Below are 18,335 nucleotides of genomic sequence, written 5' to 3'. Positions count from 1 at the left end.
ACATGGTATTGAGTTTATTTGAATAACATCAGGTCCCACGTTTTATTCTTTTTAGCATACCTTTGCTTTCACAGCTAAAAACTCGTTATTTATATATTCAATAAACGCGCAGCTAATCAACGCCTACCGGGCCGCCCCTCTATATACCAATAGTTAAAAGCATAGTGATGCGCAACACCATGTTTTACTCTATGTTTCAGGCATAAAAAAGGAGGCCTGATGGCCTCCAGCAACACACTTAGATAACTGCGGGGAACACAATAAACCCGCAGTTTTGGGAGAGCTTAGAAGTTGGCTCGGAACTGCACACCGAAGTAACGGTCTGCATCACGTGGTACCTGATAACGGAAGCCGTCACCACTGTAGGTGGTAAAGAAGCTTTCATCAGTCAGGTTTTTACCGATTAAGGTTACGCGGTACTGATCGTCTCGGAATGAGAAACCGACACTGGCGTTAAGTAAACCATAATCCGGTAAAAACAAAGGCGATGATTCGCGATCCACACCGGCATCCAAGAAGTTGGCCACTTGATCGTCCGTGTAAACATAGCTGGCGTTATAAATAACATTCATGTTGTCCAGCTCTTGGGTATAGTCCATGCCAACTGAGTATTTCAAGTCCGGTGAAAAGGGGACATCTGCACCTGAACGGCCACCACAATCTGGCTCATTGAGCGGGCATTCGAACTTGTCGATTTCAGCAGTAACACTGGCAAGGCCTGCATTGATGGTTAGATTATCAGTTGCCTGCCACAAAATATCCGCTTCGAAACCTTCGGTGATAACAGAACCCGCATTAGTCAATCGGGTGATGGTAACACCACCGGTGTTATCGAAGTTATTCGCCTGGAAGCCATCAATTTCAGTGCGGAAAATAGCCGCGTTGAACAAGATGTCACGACTGGCATATTTATATCCCAACTCATAAGCATCAGAGGTTTCTTCACCGATAGGACGCGTATCGTTGAGACTCATGTTGTAGAAAACATTGAAGCCAGGTCCTTTATAGCCTTGCGAATAGGTGAAATAGGTCATACCCGCATCTTCAAAGTCGTATTGTGCACCCAACTTAACTGACACATTAGTTTCGCTCACCGAACCACTGAAGTCCGTATTCAATGCGGCTTCACGCACGCCCACACCTTTGCGGCCGTATGGATCATTACTGACACGATTGTGCTTATAACTCACTTCGTCATCGGTATAGCGAATGCCCATCAATAAACGGAAGTCATCTGAAACGTGGTACTTCGCATCACCAAATACTGCCCAGTTGTTAAACTCGGTTTCCATATAAGCAGTGGCGCTTACAATATCATTGGCATTACAGGTAATGCCCTCCGCTGCGATGTAATCAGCAACTTGTTGATCAGTGGGATTAGCAATGCCTTCAGAATTCGTCAGGTGATAACGAATGGCATTGTTTAAATGGCTGTTCGGATTGGGATTACCATCGCCATCCAGGTAGTTGTTGTTTTGACAACTGGCATCACGGGTAAAGTTACGCTCGGAACTCATATCCCATAAATAGGCACCCACTTGCCAATCAAACTTGCCCTGAGTTGTCGACGCCAGACGAATCTCTTGAGAGAACTGTTTCCAGCTCTGTGGACCAATATCGTGCAACTGGAACGGGGGGTTATTATTGAAAGTGACAATTTCGTCCGAGTCACCTGCAATAGAAGTGAAATCCCCTTCCCGCCATTCGGTATTGTCCCAAGTGCGATATGCCGTAATAGAAGTCAAGGCAAAGCCATCAAAGTCGGTATCTAACTGAACAGAGAAAGCGGTGGTTTCATCTAAAGTGCGCGATTCAAAATCATGATCAATTAAACGCTGATCTAAATCCAGGTTGGAACCATTTGTTGGTGCCGCTTCAGAAGCGTTATTGCGATTGCTTAAGCGCCCTTCAATATCGGCACAGCAATCATCATCTGAGCGCACATTTTCGAAGATAAACAGCATTTTAGTGTCGTCAGTCACGTCCACATCTAACATGCCGCGAATACCTTCTTTGTCGTAGCCGTTCACCGTTTCGTTGTTGTATACGTTAAACAGGTTACCGTCAAAAGCGGACTTTGTGAACACTAAACTACCGGCGGCAGTATCGGTGATCTCACCCTGTATTTTGCCCTTAAGCTTGTATTCGTTGTCCTGGAAGATTGTGGCTTCTACCATGCCCTCTGTAGCACCAGTTGGACGTTTGGTAGTGATATTAACCACACCTGCAGAAGCGTTTTTACCAAACAGCGTACCTTGTGGTCCGCGCAATACCTCAATGCGCTCGAGATCATATAAATCAGTAAATGCCTGGCCAGAACGTCCTAGCACCACACCATCAACCACGGTAGAAACACTCGGCTCTGCCGCGACACTGAATGAGATAGTACCAATACCACGCACGGTGATGGCGGAGTTACGCGTTGTGGTGCCTTTTCTGAAACTCACAGAAGGAACCAGATTTTGTAGACCTTCAAAGTTAGAAGAAAAAGTCGAGTCAATTTGTTCACTGCGTAATACGGAAACAGCAACCGGTACATCCGATACTCGCTCGACCCGTTTTTGTGCAGTAACTTCGATAGTTTCAAAGCCGCCTTTTTCTTCTGACTCTTCCTGTGCAAGTGCAACAGATTGAGTGGCCATAACAGCTAGCGCTGACGCGACCGCAACCGCGATTTGTTTTCTATATGCCCGCATGTGTCTTCTCCGACATTTCATTTTTATTTTGGTCAGAAACAGTGAGATACCGCCTCCGCCTGGTAGTCTGCCGTGTTATTAGTGGGTCCTGATCGGTGATCTTCGCCCTTTGTTGTAGTACAGAGTTATTGTTTTTAAGTTGTGTAACGCGCCTGATTCAGGTCGCAATTTAACTATAGCCAGGAAATACCAAGTGCTATTAACAACTTGTAAATTCCCCAAACCTATTAGTTACATGTTATTAACATACCCGTTAACAACCACTATTACAATAGATATCTTATATAAGACTCAAAAAAGTTAATAAAACTCTCCGCAGCCCATAAAAACACGGTCTTGAGCAGTTTTGTCAGCTGTCTTCCCGACCTATTTTTTGCAGACTATCGGCATAAGATTTGTGCCAATGGCGCAACGCGTAACTACTCAACAAGACGTTACTGACAATGATCAGAAACACCACCAGCCAAAACATATCGCTCAATCCGCCCACGATACCTATCGGTGAAAAGAATACATAAAGTAAGACAATGCATGACAACATGGTGATGGCAGAGGGAAACGCCCATTTCCACGGCACCAGACTCACAGTGTCTTTACGTTCGTAATGCCAGTCTTTTTCAAGCGGATACATTCTGCCTACTATGGCCATAATGGCCACTTCAATCACGAAGAGGATGGCGTAGATGTGAATAAAGTTAATTTCCACTTCAAATACAAATTTAAGCAGGGCATAAGCGATCACGTGGAAAACAATGACAATCTTAGCCCCCAAAGCAGGGACATGATTAGAAAACAGGCCCACCAATACGATGGCTATGACCGGGATGTTATAAAAACCGGTGAAAATACGAATTATCTGCCACAAGCCCTCTGGTGCAAACATCAATAGCGGCGCTACGACGAAGGAAAAGAGAGCAATGACTACACTGGCAATTTTAGCCACTTTTATCAGCTCTTTGTCTTCCACCTTGTCATCTTTGAGGGGAGCGTAAACGTCTAAAACAAACAATGTGGCAGCACTGTTTAGTAAGGAATTGAAGGAGCTGAATACCGCGCCTAACAAAACAGCGAGAAAGAAACCCGAGAGATACAGAGGCAGCACATCTTTAACCAAACGAGGATAAGCCAAATCGATACTTTGCAGCTGTTCGCCTTGGTACAAATGAAATGCGATAACACCCGGCAGCATCATCATGAAAGGTACTAATAATTTAAAGTAACCTGAGAACAATACGCCTTTTTGTCCTTCAGCCAGGCTGGCGGCACCAAGCGTTCTTTGAATAACATATTGGTTAGTACCCCAATAAAACAAATTAGCAAAAATCATCCCGGTAAATATGGTACCAAAAGGCACAGGATCGGTATCCGCGCCTATGGCATTTAATTTGTCGGTATCTTCTGTAAAAACCGTTTCCATACCACTTAAGACGCTGCCATCACCCAAGGCCGCAAAGCCTAAGATAGGCACTAAAATACCGATAATCAAAAGACCAATGCCGTTGATGGTATCGGATACAGCAACTGCTTTCAGACCACCAAAAATGGCATAAACCGCTCCCACTGTGCCCACGGTTACAATAGTAACAACCAGTGCAATTTCATAACTCACGCCCAGCAACGCAGGGACATCGAAAAGCCTCAACACCGCTACAGAGCCGGCATAAAGTACAGAAGGAATGGTGATCAGGCCGTAACCCACCATAAACAACACCACCGTCATACGGCGCACGGTATCGTCAAATCGTCCTTTGAGAAACTCAGGTAAAGTAGAGAATGCCCCCGCCAGATAACGGGGTAAAAAGATCATCGCCATGATGATAGTGGCGAAACCCGCCGTAACTTCCCACGCCATGGCACTCATATTGTAACCATAGGCGGAGCCATTTAATCCGATGAGCTGCTCAGCAGACAAATTAGTGAGCAACATAGAGCCTGCGATAAAGGTCCCGGTTAGACCTCGCCCTGCAAGAAAATAGCCATCCTTAGAGTCCACGACACCTTTGGTTTTCTGCCAGGAAATCCAGGCCACCAGCCCCATAAAAAATACGCAGGATAGCAATGTCGTAATGACTTCTTGTATTTCCATAATGTGCTCACTTCATTAATTATTTTGCAGGGCTTACTTTAAGATAGCGGTTTTCAACCACAACGCGAGTGTAAAACCTCACGCCGGGTTACGACTCACCAATTCCTTAATTCCAGATCATCTATTGATATCTCATTGAGATGAGTGACAGGCTTTGCCAACTGTAAATCCACTCCAGCCCGCACAAATACGGCCATCTCTGATAAAGCGAGTTGCATTTTAAGCACCCGACCACCGCTATAGCTTTCTTTGTTGTCTAATCGCTGCCAATCTCCGTGAGGTAGATAAACTGTGACTTTGCCACCGGAACGATAAACCGGGGTCACCAAAATATCGTCCCCAAACATAAACTGATCTTCAAATGCCCACGCCGCTGGATCATCGGGAAAAGCCAATATCATTGCCCGCTGTACCGGTAATCCGGTCTCACTGGCGATGATCATATATTTTTTGAGATAGGGAAGTATTTGGTAGCGTAGGCTCAAGGCAGCGTTGGCAGCATCTCTTGCTTCATCGCCATAACTCCAGGGTTCTCGCTGACCAATACCATGCAAGCGCATATGAGCTGAAAAAACGCCCGCCTGACACCAGCGAACATAGAGTTCCGGATCACGGGTGTCTTTAAAAAAGCCCCCCACATCCGTTGCATAAAAGGGTGCACCGGAAAGTCCCCAACTAATGCCACCGCGAATATTAGCTGCCAGTCCACCCCAATCAGCTTGGGGATCGCCTCCCCATTGGGCGGGATAACACTGCGAGCCCGTCCAAGCGGAACGGCTAAACAAAAACGGACCATTTTTGCTATACATCGCCGCAGCTTCATAAACACAGCGGTTGTATAATAGAGAATAGACATTGTGCAGTGCCATACCGGTTTCACCGTTATGGGCCTGCATGTGAGGGTCCTCGATTTGCTCACCAAAGTCGGCTTTGATCATATCAACACCCAAGTCGAACAGCGGCTTGTGGGCATCCCGCCAGAACGCGAATGCTTCCGGGTGAGTGAAATCCACAATGCCCGATTCCGGCAAAGGCGTTAATACTTCACCAAATGCACTCATATCCCATTGATAGCGGAAGGCTTCGCCAGTGCGCGTGTCTTTGATAAGCCAGCCCTTGTCTGCCATCTTATTGAACAAAGGATTGGTTACTGATACTAGTGGGTATTCCCAGATACAAATCTTAAAATCCAGCGCTTTTAACTGCTCCATAACCACCTTCGGATCCGGATAGCGTTTTACATCCCATTCAAAAGCAAATCGTGTATCCGTGTCCTGCCAGGCCCGGCCATCCAGGGTGATCACATCACAATGCATGTCTTGCTCGCGCACTGCTTTGGCGGTAGCCAGCAACTCATCGGCATCTTTGTAATAAGCCTTAGAGAGAATAACCCCCAAGCTCCATTCCGGTGGCACTGGCGCTCTTCCCGTCAGATCCGTGTAGTGTCTAAGCATGTCGGCACCGACATTGTCAGCTTCCGAGGTCAAGACAAAAAGATCCAGGCGAGGATCTTCCAGTAACATACCATAAGCCCGCTGTGACCAGGGGGCATATCCAACGCTGTGAGTCACTGGTGCTGGCGTATGAACAAACACGCCCCAGCCCTCGGGGCTCCAGCAAAATGGCGTATTCTTGTAGGAGATCTCGGCATTTACCCCCAAGGCGTCATGATTAAAGGAGCGTACTAACTGGCCACGCTTGTTCAGTTTGCTCCACTTTTCTCCCAAGCCATAAACGGGTTCGTCGCTCTGCAGATCAAAAGCCATAAACCAGCCTTCATCTACTTTCGCCAAAGGCGGTAACCGAAGCGAACGCACAAAGTGACCGTCATTGGGTGTTTTTTGAAGCACTTTATTAGCGCTTTTCAGGCAGAACTGGAAAGGCCGGTGTTGAATCTCCAGTGTTTTGTCACCCGCACGGATTGATGTGTGATATTCATCACCAAAAATCTCGCAAGCTAAAAACTCCGGTAAGTTTTTCAACATGCCATAATCAAAATTATTCTTCGGACCTATTTGGAAACGAAAACCATTTTCAAACAGAGAAACGGAAATATTCCCCTCATCAGTAGGAATAATCACAGCACCTGCGTCATCTAAAAAAGCTTTACCTGTGCAATTCAATTGCTCAATATCGTTCCACGCAGGAACAGGGAGTGTGAACCCACTCATTTGCATCTCCTTGAGAAAAGCTTGAGTTTTAACCGTGCAATCCCTAAATCAGTCACTATACTCATCTTGTGTCTTATATAAGTTACAAAACAGTTTACGAAATGCTATGCTGCAAGGCAATAACAATCTATTAACATTTTTAATGGGTTGATGTAACAGCGATTTCCAGCGTTAAATAATGCGGGATTTTTCAAAATTGAACAAAAATTTTGAATCTTTTGGCTCAATTTAAGTCAAAAACCTGTTTTAAGGCTGATTGCTTTAGACATCGTAGATTCTTACGGGTTAAACTCCGTGGACGCCAAATACGGAAGTAGAGTGTTGTTTCGCCCCTTGGCAAAAAGTGCAGGAAAAAAGAGACGAGATGAAAGGTAACAAATTCGACAACAAAATTAGTCCCGGTGGTTTGGCTTTCCAACCGCTGTATAAACAAGTCGAAGAACATGTCACGCAACTTATTGTAGAGCAGCGTTGGAAACCGGGTGAGATGTTACCTAATGAGTTTCAACTTGCTGAAGAGTTTGGTGTCAGCCAAGGTACCGTGCGAAAAGCGCTGAATACACTCACCCAAAGTAAAGTTCTAACCAGAAGACAAGGTGTTGGTACGTTTGTCTCGGAACACACAGGTCACCAGGCACTGTATCGATTTTTCCCGGTTGTTGAGGACAATCAAGCGCCACAATTACCAGAAGCGGAAATTGTCTCTTTTGAATTACAATCCCCTTCAGAAGATGTTGCCAAACAGTTGCAATTGAGTGCCAACGAGCGGGTGATACATCTATCCCGTAAACGTCTGATTAACGACATTACTTGTTTATTAGAAGATATATACCTGCCGGAAAAATACTTTCCAGGCTTGCACGAAATGGCGGAACTGCCTCACACCCTTTATCATTTTTATCAACTTAACTTTAATCTCACGGTGCATAAAACTACAGACCGGATAAAAGCTATATTGGCTGATGAAAAGGATGCCGAGATCCTTGACATCAGCAAAGGGGATCCGGTGTTAATGTTTACTCGTTTGACTCGTTCATTAGATGGTAAGTTAATTGAATTCCGCGTTAATCGTTGCCGCTCAGATAATTATCACTACCTGGTGGATCTGGACTAAGCGTTAGTGTGGGAAACCTCCCGCAAACAGCGTTTGCTCCAAACCCAGTCCATGGTCTTAATGACACTCATAGGTGGCTTGCAGCGCATTCATCACCGCACTGAATAAAAATCATGCAATATTGATTTGACATTTATTATATTAGTCATACACTAAGTCTTATATAAGACACAAGATTAACAGGCTATTTACACTGGATTCCGCCAGTCTGCAGTTTGTTATCGATAATCAAGAGAGAAAGTGAAATGTCACAGAAGAAAATGCCAGAAGTCGGCCTCGGGTTGTGGAAAATTGCCCCTGAAGATTGTGCTCAGTCCGTTTACGACGCTATTTCCGTGGGCTACAGACACCTGGACAGCGCCTGTGACTACGGCAATGAAAAACAAGTAGGCGAAGGTATCAAGCGAGCTATCGAAGATGGTTTGTGTAGCCGTGATGACCTGTGGATCACTTCTAAATTGTGGAATACCTATCATGCAAAAGAGCATGTAAAACCGGCGCTTGAACGCACCTTAAGCGATTTAGGATTAGATTATCTGGATCTATATCTCATCCACTTCCCTATTGCCCAGCAATTTGTCCCCTTTGAAACTCGCTACCCACCAGAGTGGTTTTACAAGCCAGATGCCGCCGAGCCAAAAATGGAATTTGCCAAGGTGCCTTTAGCCGAAACATGGCATGCTATGGAGGCACTGGTAGATGAAGGTCTCACCCGAGAAATTGGCGTGTGTAACTATAATTCAGCCTTGCTCATGGATTTAATGAATTACGCGAATGTGAAACCTTATGCCTTACAGATAGAATCACATCCATACCTGACTCAGGAAAAACTGATTACGCTGGCCAAGGGCTTAGGCTTGCATGTTACTGCGTTTTCGCCACTAGGCGCGCTGTCTTATCTGGAGCTTAATATGGCAGAGCAAAACGAATCGGTACTAGTGCAGGAAGCCGTAAAACAGGCAGCAGTCAGAACCGGGAAAACCGAAGCACAAGTGGTATTGCGCTGGAACGTGCAAAGGGGCTGCGCCATTATACCCAAGAGCTCTAAATTACATCGCCTGAAGGAAAATCTGGATATCTTTGATTTTAGTCTTAACGAAGACGAAATGCAGGCGATATCCGCACTGAATGCCAACAAACGTTTTAACGATCCCGGCGATTTTTGCCAGGCAGCATTCAACACACATTGTCCCATTTACGACTAGGAGATGCAGGTGAAAACGATTGAATTAACCAAGGTAGACAGCCAATTGCAACTGGAAGGCAGTACATTTCCTGCAATAGTAGAAAACAAACCCGGTTTTAGTACCTTAGAAGACTGCATTTCCTGGGTGAAAGCCAATCAGGCTGAACTTGAGGCGGAACTTAGCAGCTCTGGCGCATTACTGTTTCGAGGCTTTCCCATTGATTCTGCCGAGACGTTCGATGCTTTTTCAGCGGCATTCGGTTATCCCAATTTTACCTATCAGGAATCGTTGTCGAATGCGGTGAGGATCAACTTTACTGAGCGCGTATTTACCGCCAATGAAGCCCCCAAAGACGTAGAAATCTACCTTCATCATGAAATGGCGCAAACTCCGATTTATCCCAGCAAACTGTTTTTCTTCTGCAAAACGGCTGCCGAAACCGGTGGTGCTACGCCCTTGTGTCGCTCTGATGCACTATTTGCTGAAATGCAGAAACAAGCACCTCAATTAGCTAAGGACTTTGAAGAAAAAGGGGTAAAATATACTACTCGCATGCCAGGTGCTGACGACGCCAATTCCGGCCAGGGTAGAAGCTGGAAGAGCACTTTGAGTGTTGATTCAGTGGCTGCAGCAGAAGCCAAGCTAGCGGAATTGAGATACAGTTGGCAATGGCAAGAGGATGGTAGCCTGGTAGCGACAACTCCGGTAATGCCTGCTGTAATGACATTGGAAAACGGCACAAAAACCTTTTTCAATCAATTAATTGCCGCTTATATGGGTTGGAAAGGGGTACGTGAAAACCCGGCCAGCGCCATCACTTTCGGTGATGACAGCCACATACCAAAAGAAGGCTTAGAGCTGGTGAACGAACTGGCGGATCGGTTCACTTTTGATTTAGCCTGGCAGGACGGTGATGTGGCGATTGTTGATAACTATATGGCAATGCACGGCCGACGCCCATACTCTGGTGAACGCAAGCGCCAGGTGCTGGTAGCACTGGCAGCTGCATAACAAGAATTTGCAGAATGACAATATTCAATAACTTTGTAAATCAATCCCGGCAGCTTGCTCCCGGGATTTTTATTGCCATTATAACCGGGCTCGCCGCCTTGTTCTTGAGTGAACATTATGGTGCGCCTGCCATGTTATTCGCCTTATTATTGGGTATTGCAATGTCATTCTTATATCAGGACACCCAATGTCGCTCTGGTATCGAATTTACCGCTTGCCATATTCTGCGTATCGGCGTTGCCTTGCTGGGTTTACGAATTGCCTTTGATGATGTTATCGCCCTTGGTTGGCAAACTGCCCTGCTATTGGTATTTGCAGTAGCCTCTACCATTTTATTCGGCGTAGCGCTGGCCAAAGCATTTCGGCTTAACAAACGCTTTGGTGCCTTAACTGGCGGTTCAGTCGCGATTTGCGGCGCATCGGCAGCTATGGCAATTTCCGCTGTTCTGCCCAATGACAAAAACCGAGAGCGCGATACTTTGCTCACCGTAATCGGTGTCACTTCGTTATCCACCATTGCCATGGTTGCCTATCCTATTTTCGCCAGTTATCTCGGGTTGGATGAAACTCAAACCAGTATTTTTCTCGGAGGCACCATTCACGATGTTGCCCAGGTGGTAGGTGCAGGTTATTCAGTTTCAGAACAAACCGGAGATCTTGCCACTTTAACCAAGTTGGTAAGGGTGGCATTTTTGATGCCGGTGGTGTTGTGCTTTTTATTGGTTCTAAAAGCCAACAAGAATATTACTGCCGATGGTGGCAAAGCCCCCGGATTACCGGGATTTTTGATGGCCTTTATCCTGCTAATGGTCGTTAACAGTGTGGTAAATGTACCCGAAATTGTCACCACCTCAGCGACTGAAATAAGTCGATTTGCTCTGGTGGTGTCAATCGCGGCCATTGGCATGAAATCCAATTTGGGGCAATTGACCAAAGTGGGTTTCAAACCCATTTTGTTAATGGTAGCTGAGACAGCCTGGATAGCCTTAATTATTCTTGCCTGGCTTATTTATTTTTAATCACAGTAACCAGGACATCAATGGCGATGAAAAAACCCCAGCAATCTCGCAGACGTTTTATCACATCCAGCGCGGCGTTTTCTGCCTTGCTGGGAGCAGATATTGTATTTCAGAAATACTTGCCACCGGGTTTGCTTCCCATCGCTTTAGCTGAAACCCAAACCATCCCGGGTAAAGACCCGGAGCTTGTGATTCTCAATGATCGTCCATTAAATGCAGAAACCCCGGCCCACTTACTGGACGACAAAGTAACTCCAGCTTCTCGGTTGTTTGTACGCAACAATGGTCAGCCACCAGAATCTCCCGACGCCACTAACTGGACTCTGGAGGTTGCAGGTGAGTCTGTTGCTAAGCCGCGTATATGGACACTACAAGAACTACAACGCAACTTTAAGCATTACAGCTACCAATTGACCCTGGAATGTGGTGGCAATGGCCGAGCAGAATTTGACCCTCCCGCCAAAGGTAATCAATGGACAACGGGCGCAATAGGCTGTCCCAAATGGACAGGTGTGCGTTTAAAGGATGTGCTTAAGGCATCGGAAGTCAAACCAGATGCGGTATACATTGGCTATTATGGAACTGACAAACACCTCTCAGGGGCCGAGGATAAACATCCCATATCCCGAGGTGTGCCTATTAGCAAAGCCATGGAAGATGAAGCGTTAATAGCCTGGGGGATCAATGACGAACCCTTGCCCATAATGAATGGTTACCCGTTAAGGCTGGTATTTGGCGGTTGGCCCGCCAGCACGTCAGGTAAATGGCTGAGTAAAATTGTGGTGCGCAACCAGGTACATGATGGTGCAAAAATGACGGGTTCCGCATATCGAGTTCCCTGCAACCCCGTTGCGCCGGGTAGCAAGGTCAGTGATGAGCAAATGTGTATCATTGAACAGATGCCCGTTAAATCGTTAATCACCTTTCCCAAGTCGGGGATCACTCATTCGCAAAAGGACCCATTGACTGTTCGAGGACACGCCTGGGCTGGTGATCGCAAAGTCACGCGAATGCAACTTTCCATCGACTTTGGACAAACCTGGATCGATGCGCCAGTCTCGCCCCCAGCAAATAGAAATGCCTGGCAACATTGGCAGCAAAGCCTGCGCTTTCCTATCAGCGGCTATTATGAGATTTGGGCCAAAGCCACCGATGACAGAGGCGTTGCTCAGCCAATGATATTACCTGGCTGGAATCCGAAGGGCTACCTGAATAACGCCACGCACCGCATTGCGGTGCAAGTGGTGTAATCATGATTACGCCGGGTCTAAACAGGCTAAGACTTTCCTTTTTGCCTCTGATGTTCTTGAGCAGTAGCCTGCTGGCTAAAGGTCAGTTAGTTGATGATCCAGACTTGCCCTACGTGATAGCCCATTGCACAGTATGTCACTCCAGCGCCCTAATCACACAAAATCGGATGACCCGTGAGGGATGGCTACACACCATACGCTGGATGCAAAAAGAGCAAGGACTTTGGCCGCTAGGTGAACATGAGCAGCGGGTCCTGGATTACCTTGAAAAACACTATTACCCGCAGCGAAGCGGTCGCAGAAAAGCACTTGCCCCCCACCTGATGCCCCGGGTAAAAAACAGCCTGAATTAGTACGGTGTATTTTTAAACAGTCACTCAGTTTAGTAGCAAAACCAGAGTGGAAAAGTGCCACTTTGAATTCAATCTACAAGACGCCCAAAGCAAAAACCACGTGAAAGCATACAAAATTGTCTTTTTATCAGGTTGATAGCTTGTCTGTGTATCAGGCTATCACTCTATTTATAACGACATAAAAACAGCGATACCTGCTCAGAGGCGGGGTTAACAAAACAAACGAAACGGGTGTTAAGCGTTGATTTAAACCCTTTTTTAGCTTAGATAACTCGGGAAAACAGAGCAAAGTTCGCTTTTTTGTCCCGAATTACCGTTTAATTGCGACTACAGTTAATCGATATAGGCAAATGCGTCGCCGATCAGTTGTTCCGCTTTAATGCCTTTAGGTAAGAATTCATCTCTCACTACTTTTGCCATTTCAAATCGGCCCGCGACATAAACATGCTGCTCATCCAACGAATCAAAGTCCTCCAGCACGGCTTTGTGAACCAGGCCTGTGCGTCCACTCCAATCAGGTTGAACATTTTCGATTACCGGTACAAAAACGAAATCACTGTGCTGTTGCGTCAATTCCTGTAAGTATTTCATCTCATACAGATCAGCTGGCGTTTTCGCCCCCCAATACAAACTGACTTTAGCGCCTTTATTGGCATGTAGCTTTTGCAATAACAAACTGCGGGTGTAGGAATATCCGGTACCACCTGCGATCAGGATAGAGTTTTCCGCATCATCCTGTATAACGGCATTGCCACAGGGCAACTCCACTTCAATTTTGCCCTCTTTCTGCATGCGCTCTATGACCTGCATAGCATAAGGATTGTGCTCAGAAGCGCCAATGTGCAACTCCAGAAAGGAAGTTTCATAAGGCGGGTTAGCAATAGAAAAGGGTCTTTTATCTTCGGCGGACATTATCACCTGTAAATATTGACCAGCATTAAATTCAGGCAGTGCTTCGTCACTGGTTAAAATTACTTTGTAGACAAACTCAGAAACCGATTGAATTTGCGCTACTGTTACCTGAATTACACTCATATTGCTCTCTATCTCGTTGTTAACGGTGGTTATTCTAATCCTAAATCCTGCCACATGGCATCGATTTTCGCTTTGATTTCATCATCCATGACAATAGTCGTACCCCACTCTCGGTCTGTTTCACCCGGCAGTTTGTTAGTGGCATCCATCCCCATTTTTGAGCCCAGCCCGGAAACCGGGGAAGCAAAATCCAGATAATCAATCGGGGTATTTTCAATCATGGTGGTGTCTCTGGCCGGGTCCATACGTGTCGTCATGGCCCAGATAACATCTTGCCAGTCGCGGGCATTGACATCATCATCACAGACAATAACAAACTTGGTGTACATAAACTGGCGCAAGAAAGACCAAACCCCCATCATGACTCGCTTTGCGTGTCCGGGGTACTGTTTCTTCATGGTCACCACGGCTAAACGATAAGAGCAACCTTCTGGTGGCAAATAGAAATCTACAATCTCGGGAAACTGGCGCTTCAGGATGGGGACAAATACTTCGTTTAGTGCCACCCCCAAAATGGCAGGCTCATCCGGTGGTCTACCCGTATAGGTGGAATGATAAACAGGATCATCCCGATGAGTAATGTGGGTAACGGTAAATACCGGAAAGGTTTCCACCTCGTTATAGTAGCCAGTGTGATCGCCATAAGGACCTTCAGGTGCAGTTTCTTCCGGGTCAATATAACCTTCCAGAATGATTTCTGCCGTGGCGGGGACTTGTAAATCACTACTGATACACTTGGTGATATCGGTTTTATCACCGCGCAACAAACCGGCAAAGGCGTATTCTGATAAGGTGTCTGGTACGGGAGTTACAGCCCCAAGGATAGTGGCCGGGTCGGCGCCAAGAGCCACTGCCACCGGGAATTTTTCTCCCGGATGTTGCTGGCACCATTCTTTGAAGTCTAAAGCTCCACCGCGATGCGACAACCAGCGCATAATCACCTTGTTTTTAGCAATCACCTGCTGACGATATATCCCCAGATTCTGACGATTCTTATTTGGGCCTCGGGTTACCGTGAGCCCCCAGGTGATCAGTGGCGCAACATCTCCCGGCCAACAGCGCTGCACCGGAATCTTATTAAGGTCAACATCATCACCAGCAATAACATTTTTCTGACAAGGTGCTTTTTTAACTTCGCGAGCAGGCATATTCAATACCTGCTTAAACACCGGCACTTTTTGCCACAAGTCTTTCAGTCCTTTAGGCGGCTCGGGCTCTTTTAAAAATGCCAGCAATTCGCCCACTTCACGCAATGCGTCAACGTTCTCCTGGCCCATACCCAGTGCCACGCGCTTGGGTGTACCAAACAGGTTTGCCAATACCGGCATATTCACAGCATCTGGGTTGTGCGGGTGAACAACATTTTCAAACAATATTGCAGGTCCACCGGCACGCAAAGTGCGATCCGCAATCTCGGTCATCTCCAGCTCGGTACTCACTGGGATCGTAACGCGCTTTAACTCACCGATTTGCTCTAGTTTCTCAATAAATTCTCTGAGATCTTTATATTTCATAGTTCGCTTCTGGGGAAATTATTCTTGCTGACGAAAATAAAATTTGCGCTAGTATACGGGTTTGCAACTCATTATTAAAATACAGACACAAAGACGCTCCATTGTTATGCGCTATCCAAAACCTCTAACTACAAATTCCACCATCGCTGTTACGGCTATTTCATCAGGTGTGGATCAAAGCCTTCATCCAAGACTGGACAAAATACTCAGTGATCTGCGAAACAGTGGATTTAAGATCATTGAGGGACAGTGTCTACGCGAAAACACAGGCTATGTCAGCGCTGATGCTAAAACGCGTACTGCTGAGTTTATGGATTTTTTAACTGATCCTGGCGTAGATGCGGTTATTCCACCCTACGGTGGCGAACTTGCCACAGAATGCTTGCCTTTATTGGATTATGAAAAATTAAGACAGTTGCCCCCCAAATGGATAGTAGGCTATTCGGACATTTCCACCATTACCTGTGCCATTACTGCCAGCTGTGATTACGCCACAGTGCATGGGCCCTGTTTGATGGAAATGCTTGCCAGCCAAAATGATACACTTACAGCCGGAACGCTACAGCGTTTATTCACTGGAGAAATGGGTTCATTTAGCCAGGAGAGCTCTGCGCTTTATCAAGATTATTTTATGAACTGGCAGGAGAACCCTTTTTCTGGATTCGATCTCAGGAAGCCTTCGCAATGGCGCTCCTTGAAGAAACAACAAAATCAGCAAGCGCCTGAAACCATGCGCGGTAGGTTATTTGGTGGCTGCCTTGATACCCTGGTGAACCTGTTTGCTAACCCATATCTGGACTTTGAAAAATTTAAACAGCGCTATCAATTGGACGGCGTGCTCTTATATCTGGAAAACGTTGAACAGCCACCGACAGGATTAAAACGGGCTTTGCTCAGTATGCAATACCGAGGCGTGTTTGATGGCCTAAATGGCGTATTGTTGGGGCGCAGCACCGGTCCGGAGGATACTCAAGGACAGCTGGATTACTATCAGGTTATTGAGGAGATTTTTGCCGAGCGGGATTATCCGGTTTTCTATGACGTGGATATCAGCCATTACCCGCCCAACATGACCTTAGTCAATGGTGCCCTGGCACACGTGGAGTTACAAGCCGGCAAAGGAGTTGTAACCCAAACCTTGGTGCCCTGATATCTGACTAGCCGTATTTTGCCTGATTTATAAAGTCAGGCTTTAGCGTGTTCAGAGATTAATCCAATTACCGCCCCGGCGGGATCTTGCACCACACAAAACTCATCATCCCCCATGCTTTTGGGACCGTACAGTAATTTACCTCCCATGCCTTCACAGGCATTAATGCTAGCATGCACATCCAAGACTCGGACATACATTAACCACTGAGCAGGCAAACCTGCATTGCAACCACGCGCATGACAAACGCCGGCAACGGTTTCTCCTGTATCGGGCAGGTCCATGGTGTAGTCACTGTACTCGCCCATAGATACGGCACCACTTTTCCAGCCCACCACACTTTCATAAAAGTCTTTCAGTTGAGTGGCGTCATCCACGGTTAAATCTCGCCATTCTATGGCACCGATCACTTTTTCAGATGCGCTCATAGGGAATTCTCCTGCTTTGCTCTTGTCTGATTATCAATCTAAGCGTAGCCCGAAACGCTTAAGGCTCAAAATTTATGCACTCCAGGTGCAAAAATGCGCCAAAAAAACCGAAATAAGTACAATTTATGGCCACAATAGGATAGATAAATACTCATTGAATTGTGTCTCAATGGGTTTTCACTGGCACCGGAGAAATACTAATCACTTCAAGGGGTTGCTTTTAAATACTGGAGCTTTCCAATTCCTCTCACCACGCACTACACGGGTTTTACTTTGCACACTCCGATTTTTCACCCATTGATCTTTACATTTTTTTAACCAACCATTAACAGCATCTGGTATGACATCTTACCTGTTAAGTTTTTTAACCTTTGGAGAACACACATGAAAAAATTATTCCTGGCAGTATTGCTGTTAGTCAACTTGTCTTATTTATCTACCTCAGCCCATGCAGGTAGCTATTCGCAAACGAAATACCCTATCGTCCTGGTACATGGTCTGTTTGGTTTTGACGATCTGTTATGGGTGGACTATTTCTACAAAGTCCCTTCGGCACTGAGTCGCAACGGTGCACAAGTCTACGTCGCTACGGTTTCTCCAGCTAACGCTACGGAAGTAAGAGGTGAACAATTGCTGGCTTATGTTCAGGAAGTATTGGCGGTAAGTGGTGCTGAAAAAGTCAACCTTATCGGTCACAGCCATGGTGGCCCAACCATACGTTATGTTGCCAGCGTCGCGCCAGAATTGGTGGCTTCTGCCAGTTCTGTCGCAGGCGTTAATTGGGGTAGCCCTGTGGCTGATCTTGTACGTGCTGGGATCGAACCTGACTCAACTCTGGAAGGTGTGGCTAAAACCGTCTTTGATGGCTTTACCAACTTTTTAGAATTAATTACAGGCTCTAATCCGGGTGAATTACCCACAGATACTATCGCGGCGTTGGAAGCACTGACAACAGAGAAAACGCTGCAGTTCAACGCTGAATACCCAGAGGGCATGCCTTCAGCATATTGTGCCAATGATGGCGAACTGCTGGCTAGCAATGGCGTATATTACTTCTCCTGGAGTGGCGGTTCAACTTATACCAATGTCTTCGATATTGCTGATCCAGCACTGGCATTGACGGGCCTTGCCTTCAACGAAAGTAACGATGGTTTAGTCTCTTCCTGTAGTTCACACCTGGGCTATGTGCTGAAAGACAACTACAAAATGAATCACCTGGATGAAGTAAACCAGACTTTTGGTATCCATCATTTATTCGAGACGGACCCGGTCAGTGTATTTGTACAGCAAGCTAACTTGCTCAAGCAGTTAGGACTGTAAC

At 46.2% G+C, this 18,335-nt stretch carries 14 protein-coding genes; 8 read left to right on the top strand and 6 right to left on the bottom strand.

Features of this window, described 5'->3' with window-relative positions:
* Positions 1-284: 284 nt before the first annotated feature.
* The 3 genes from ACXAGP_RS10140 to ACXAGP_RS10130 form a co-directional block, all read right to left on the bottom strand.
* Positions 285-2,696 (bottom strand): TonB-dependent receptor, encoded by a 2,412-nt coding sequence (locus tag ACXAGP_RS10140; protein ID WP_475261189.1) that lies wholly within the window; start codon positions 2,694-2,696, stop codon positions 285-287.
* Between the two features lie 349 nt (positions 2,697-3,045).
* Positions 3,046-4,782, bottom strand: a complete 1,737-nt coding sequence (locus ACXAGP_RS10135; RefSeq protein WP_475261187.1) for a solute:sodium symporter family transporter — start codon at positions 4,780-4,782, stop codon at positions 3,046-3,048.
* A gap of 95 nt (positions 4,783-4,877) precedes the next feature.
* Positions 4,878-6,953, bottom strand: coding sequence for a glycoside hydrolase family 31 protein (locus ACXAGP_RS10130; protein ID WP_475261185.1), 2,076 nt, complete (start codon positions 6,951-6,953; stop codon positions 4,878-4,880).
* A gap of 364 nt (positions 6,954-7,317) precedes the next feature.
* On the opposite strand from ACXAGP_RS10130, the gene ACXAGP_RS10125 reads away from it, so the two are divergent.
* The 6 genes from ACXAGP_RS10125 to ACXAGP_RS10100 all read left to right on the top strand — a co-directional run bounded on the left by ACXAGP_RS10125 (position 7,318) and on the right by ACXAGP_RS10100 (position 12,887).
* Positions 7,318-8,067: a GntR family transcriptional regulator gene (locus ACXAGP_RS10125; protein WP_475261184.1), complete on the top strand. Its 750-nt coding sequence runs from the start codon at positions 7,318-7,320 to the stop codon at positions 8,065-8,067.
* 245 nt (positions 8,068-8,312) lie between these two features.
* Entirely contained in the window at positions 8,313-9,272 is a 960-nt protein-coding gene (locus tag ACXAGP_RS10120; RefSeq protein WP_475261183.1) for an aldo/keto reductase, read from the top strand.
* A 3-nt stretch (positions 9,273-9,275) separates the two neighbouring features.
* A complete protein-coding gene (locus tag ACXAGP_RS10115; RefSeq protein ID WP_475261181.1) occupies positions 9,276-10,265 on the top strand; it encodes a TauD/TfdA family dioxygenase in 990 nt (329 codons plus the stop codon).
* A 14-nt stretch (positions 10,266-10,279) separates the two neighbouring features.
* Entirely contained in the window at positions 10,280-11,284 is a 1,005-nt protein-coding gene (locus ACXAGP_RS10110; RefSeq protein WP_475261180.1) for a YeiH family protein, read from the top strand.
* A gap of 20 nt (positions 11,285-11,304) precedes the next feature.
* Positions 11,305-12,534, top strand: coding sequence for a sulfite oxidase (locus ACXAGP_RS10105; protein WP_475261179.1), 1,230 nt, complete (start codon positions 11,305-11,307; stop codon positions 12,532-12,534).
* Positions 12,535-12,536: 2 nt separating this feature from the next.
* Positions 12,537-12,887 (top strand): hypothetical protein, encoded by a 351-nt coding sequence (locus ACXAGP_RS10100; protein WP_475261177.1) that lies wholly within the window; start codon positions 12,537-12,539, stop codon positions 12,885-12,887.
* A 333-nt stretch (positions 12,888-13,220) separates the two neighbouring features.
* Here the strand turns inward: ACXAGP_RS10100 and fre are convergent, their stop codons facing one another.
* On the bottom strand, positions 13,221-13,922 hold the full coding sequence (gene fre, locus ACXAGP_RS10095) for an NAD(P)H-flavin reductase (protein WP_475261176.1): 702 nt from the start codon (positions 13,920-13,922) through the stop codon (positions 13,221-13,223).
* Between the two features lie 29 nt (positions 13,923-13,951).
* Complete coding sequence (gene ubiD, locus ACXAGP_RS10090) at positions 13,952-15,436, bottom strand: 4-hydroxy-3-polyprenylbenzoate decarboxylase (RefSeq protein ID WP_475261174.1); 1,485 nt, start codon at positions 15,434-15,436, stop codon at positions 13,952-13,954.
* 106 nt (positions 15,437-15,542) lie between these two features.
* Between ubiD and ACXAGP_RS10085 the strand changes: the two genes are divergently transcribed.
* Complete coding sequence (locus ACXAGP_RS10085; protein ID WP_475261173.1) at positions 15,543-16,586, top strand: S66 family peptidase; 1,044 nt, start codon at positions 15,543-15,545, stop codon at positions 16,584-16,586.
* 35 nt (positions 16,587-16,621) lie between these two features.
* Here ACXAGP_RS10085 and ACXAGP_RS10080 read toward each other — a convergent pair whose 3' ends face one another.
* Entirely contained in the window at positions 16,622-17,014 is a 393-nt protein-coding gene (locus ACXAGP_RS10080) for a VOC family protein (protein WP_475261172.1), read from the bottom strand.
* Between the two features lie 384 nt (positions 17,015-17,398).
* On the opposite strand from ACXAGP_RS10080, the gene ACXAGP_RS10075 reads away from it, so the two are divergent.
* Positions 17,399-18,334, top strand: coding sequence for a lipase family alpha/beta hydrolase (locus ACXAGP_RS10075; protein WP_475261171.1), 936 nt, complete (start codon positions 17,399-17,401; stop codon positions 18,332-18,334).
* Position 18,335 lies beyond the last annotated feature (1 nt).

This window comes from Planctobacterium sp. AWM4_229, from assembly GCF_056160305.1.
This window is presented reverse-complemented; position numbering and strand designations above follow the sequence as displayed.

Excerpts from the sequence above, each read along its gene's own strand:
- ACXAGP_RS10075 (WP_475261171.1), top strand. The coding sequence starts at position 17,399 with ATGAAAAAATTATTCCTGGCAGTATTGCTGTTAGTCAACTTGTCTTAT.
- ACXAGP_RS10140 (WP_475261189.1), bottom strand. The coding sequence starts at position 2,696 with ATGCGGGCATATAGAAAACAAATCGCGGTTGCGGTCGCGTCAGCGCTA.
- ACXAGP_RS10110 (WP_475261180.1), top strand. The coding sequence starts at position 10,280 with ATGACAATATTCAATAACTTTGTAAATCAATCCCGGCAGCTTGCTCCC.
- ACXAGP_RS10120 (WP_475261183.1), top strand. The coding sequence starts at position 8,313 with ATGTCACAGAAGAAAATGCCAGAAGTCGGCCTCGGGTTGTGGAAAATT.
- fre (WP_475261176.1), bottom strand. The coding sequence starts at position 13,922 with ATGAGTGTAATTCAGGTAACAGTAGCGCAAATTCAATCGGTTTCTGAG.
- ACXAGP_RS10085 (WP_475261173.1), top strand. The coding sequence starts at position 15,543 with ATGCGCTATCCAAAACCTCTAACTACAAATTCCACCATCGCTGTTACG.
- ACXAGP_RS10130 (WP_475261185.1), bottom strand. The coding sequence starts at position 6,953 with ATGAGTGGGTTCACACTCCCTGTTCCTGCGTGGAACGATATTGAGCAA.
- ubiD (WP_475261174.1), bottom strand. The coding sequence starts at position 15,436 with ATGAAATATAAAGATCTCAGAGAATTTATTGAGAAACTAGAGCAAATC.
- ACXAGP_RS10100 (WP_475261177.1), top strand. The coding sequence starts at position 12,537 with ATGATTACGCCGGGTCTAAACAGGCTAAGACTTTCCTTTTTGCCTCTG.
- ACXAGP_RS10080 (WP_475261172.1), bottom strand. The coding sequence starts at position 17,014 with ATGAGCGCATCTGAAAAAGTGATCGGTGCCATAGAATGGCGAGATTTA.
- ACXAGP_RS10115 (WP_475261181.1), top strand. The coding sequence starts at position 9,276 with ATGCAGGTGAAAACGATTGAATTAACCAAGGTAGACAGCCAATTGCAA.
- ACXAGP_RS10125 (WP_475261184.1), top strand. The coding sequence starts at position 7,318 with ATGAAAGGTAACAAATTCGACAACAAAATTAGTCCCGGTGGTTTGGCT.
- ACXAGP_RS10105 (WP_475261179.1), top strand. The coding sequence starts at position 11,305 with ATGGCGATGAAAAAACCCCAGCAATCTCGCAGACGTTTTATCACATCC.
- ACXAGP_RS10135 (WP_475261187.1), bottom strand. The coding sequence starts at position 4,782 with ATGGAAATACAAGAAGTCATTACGACATTGCTATCCTGCGTATTTTTT.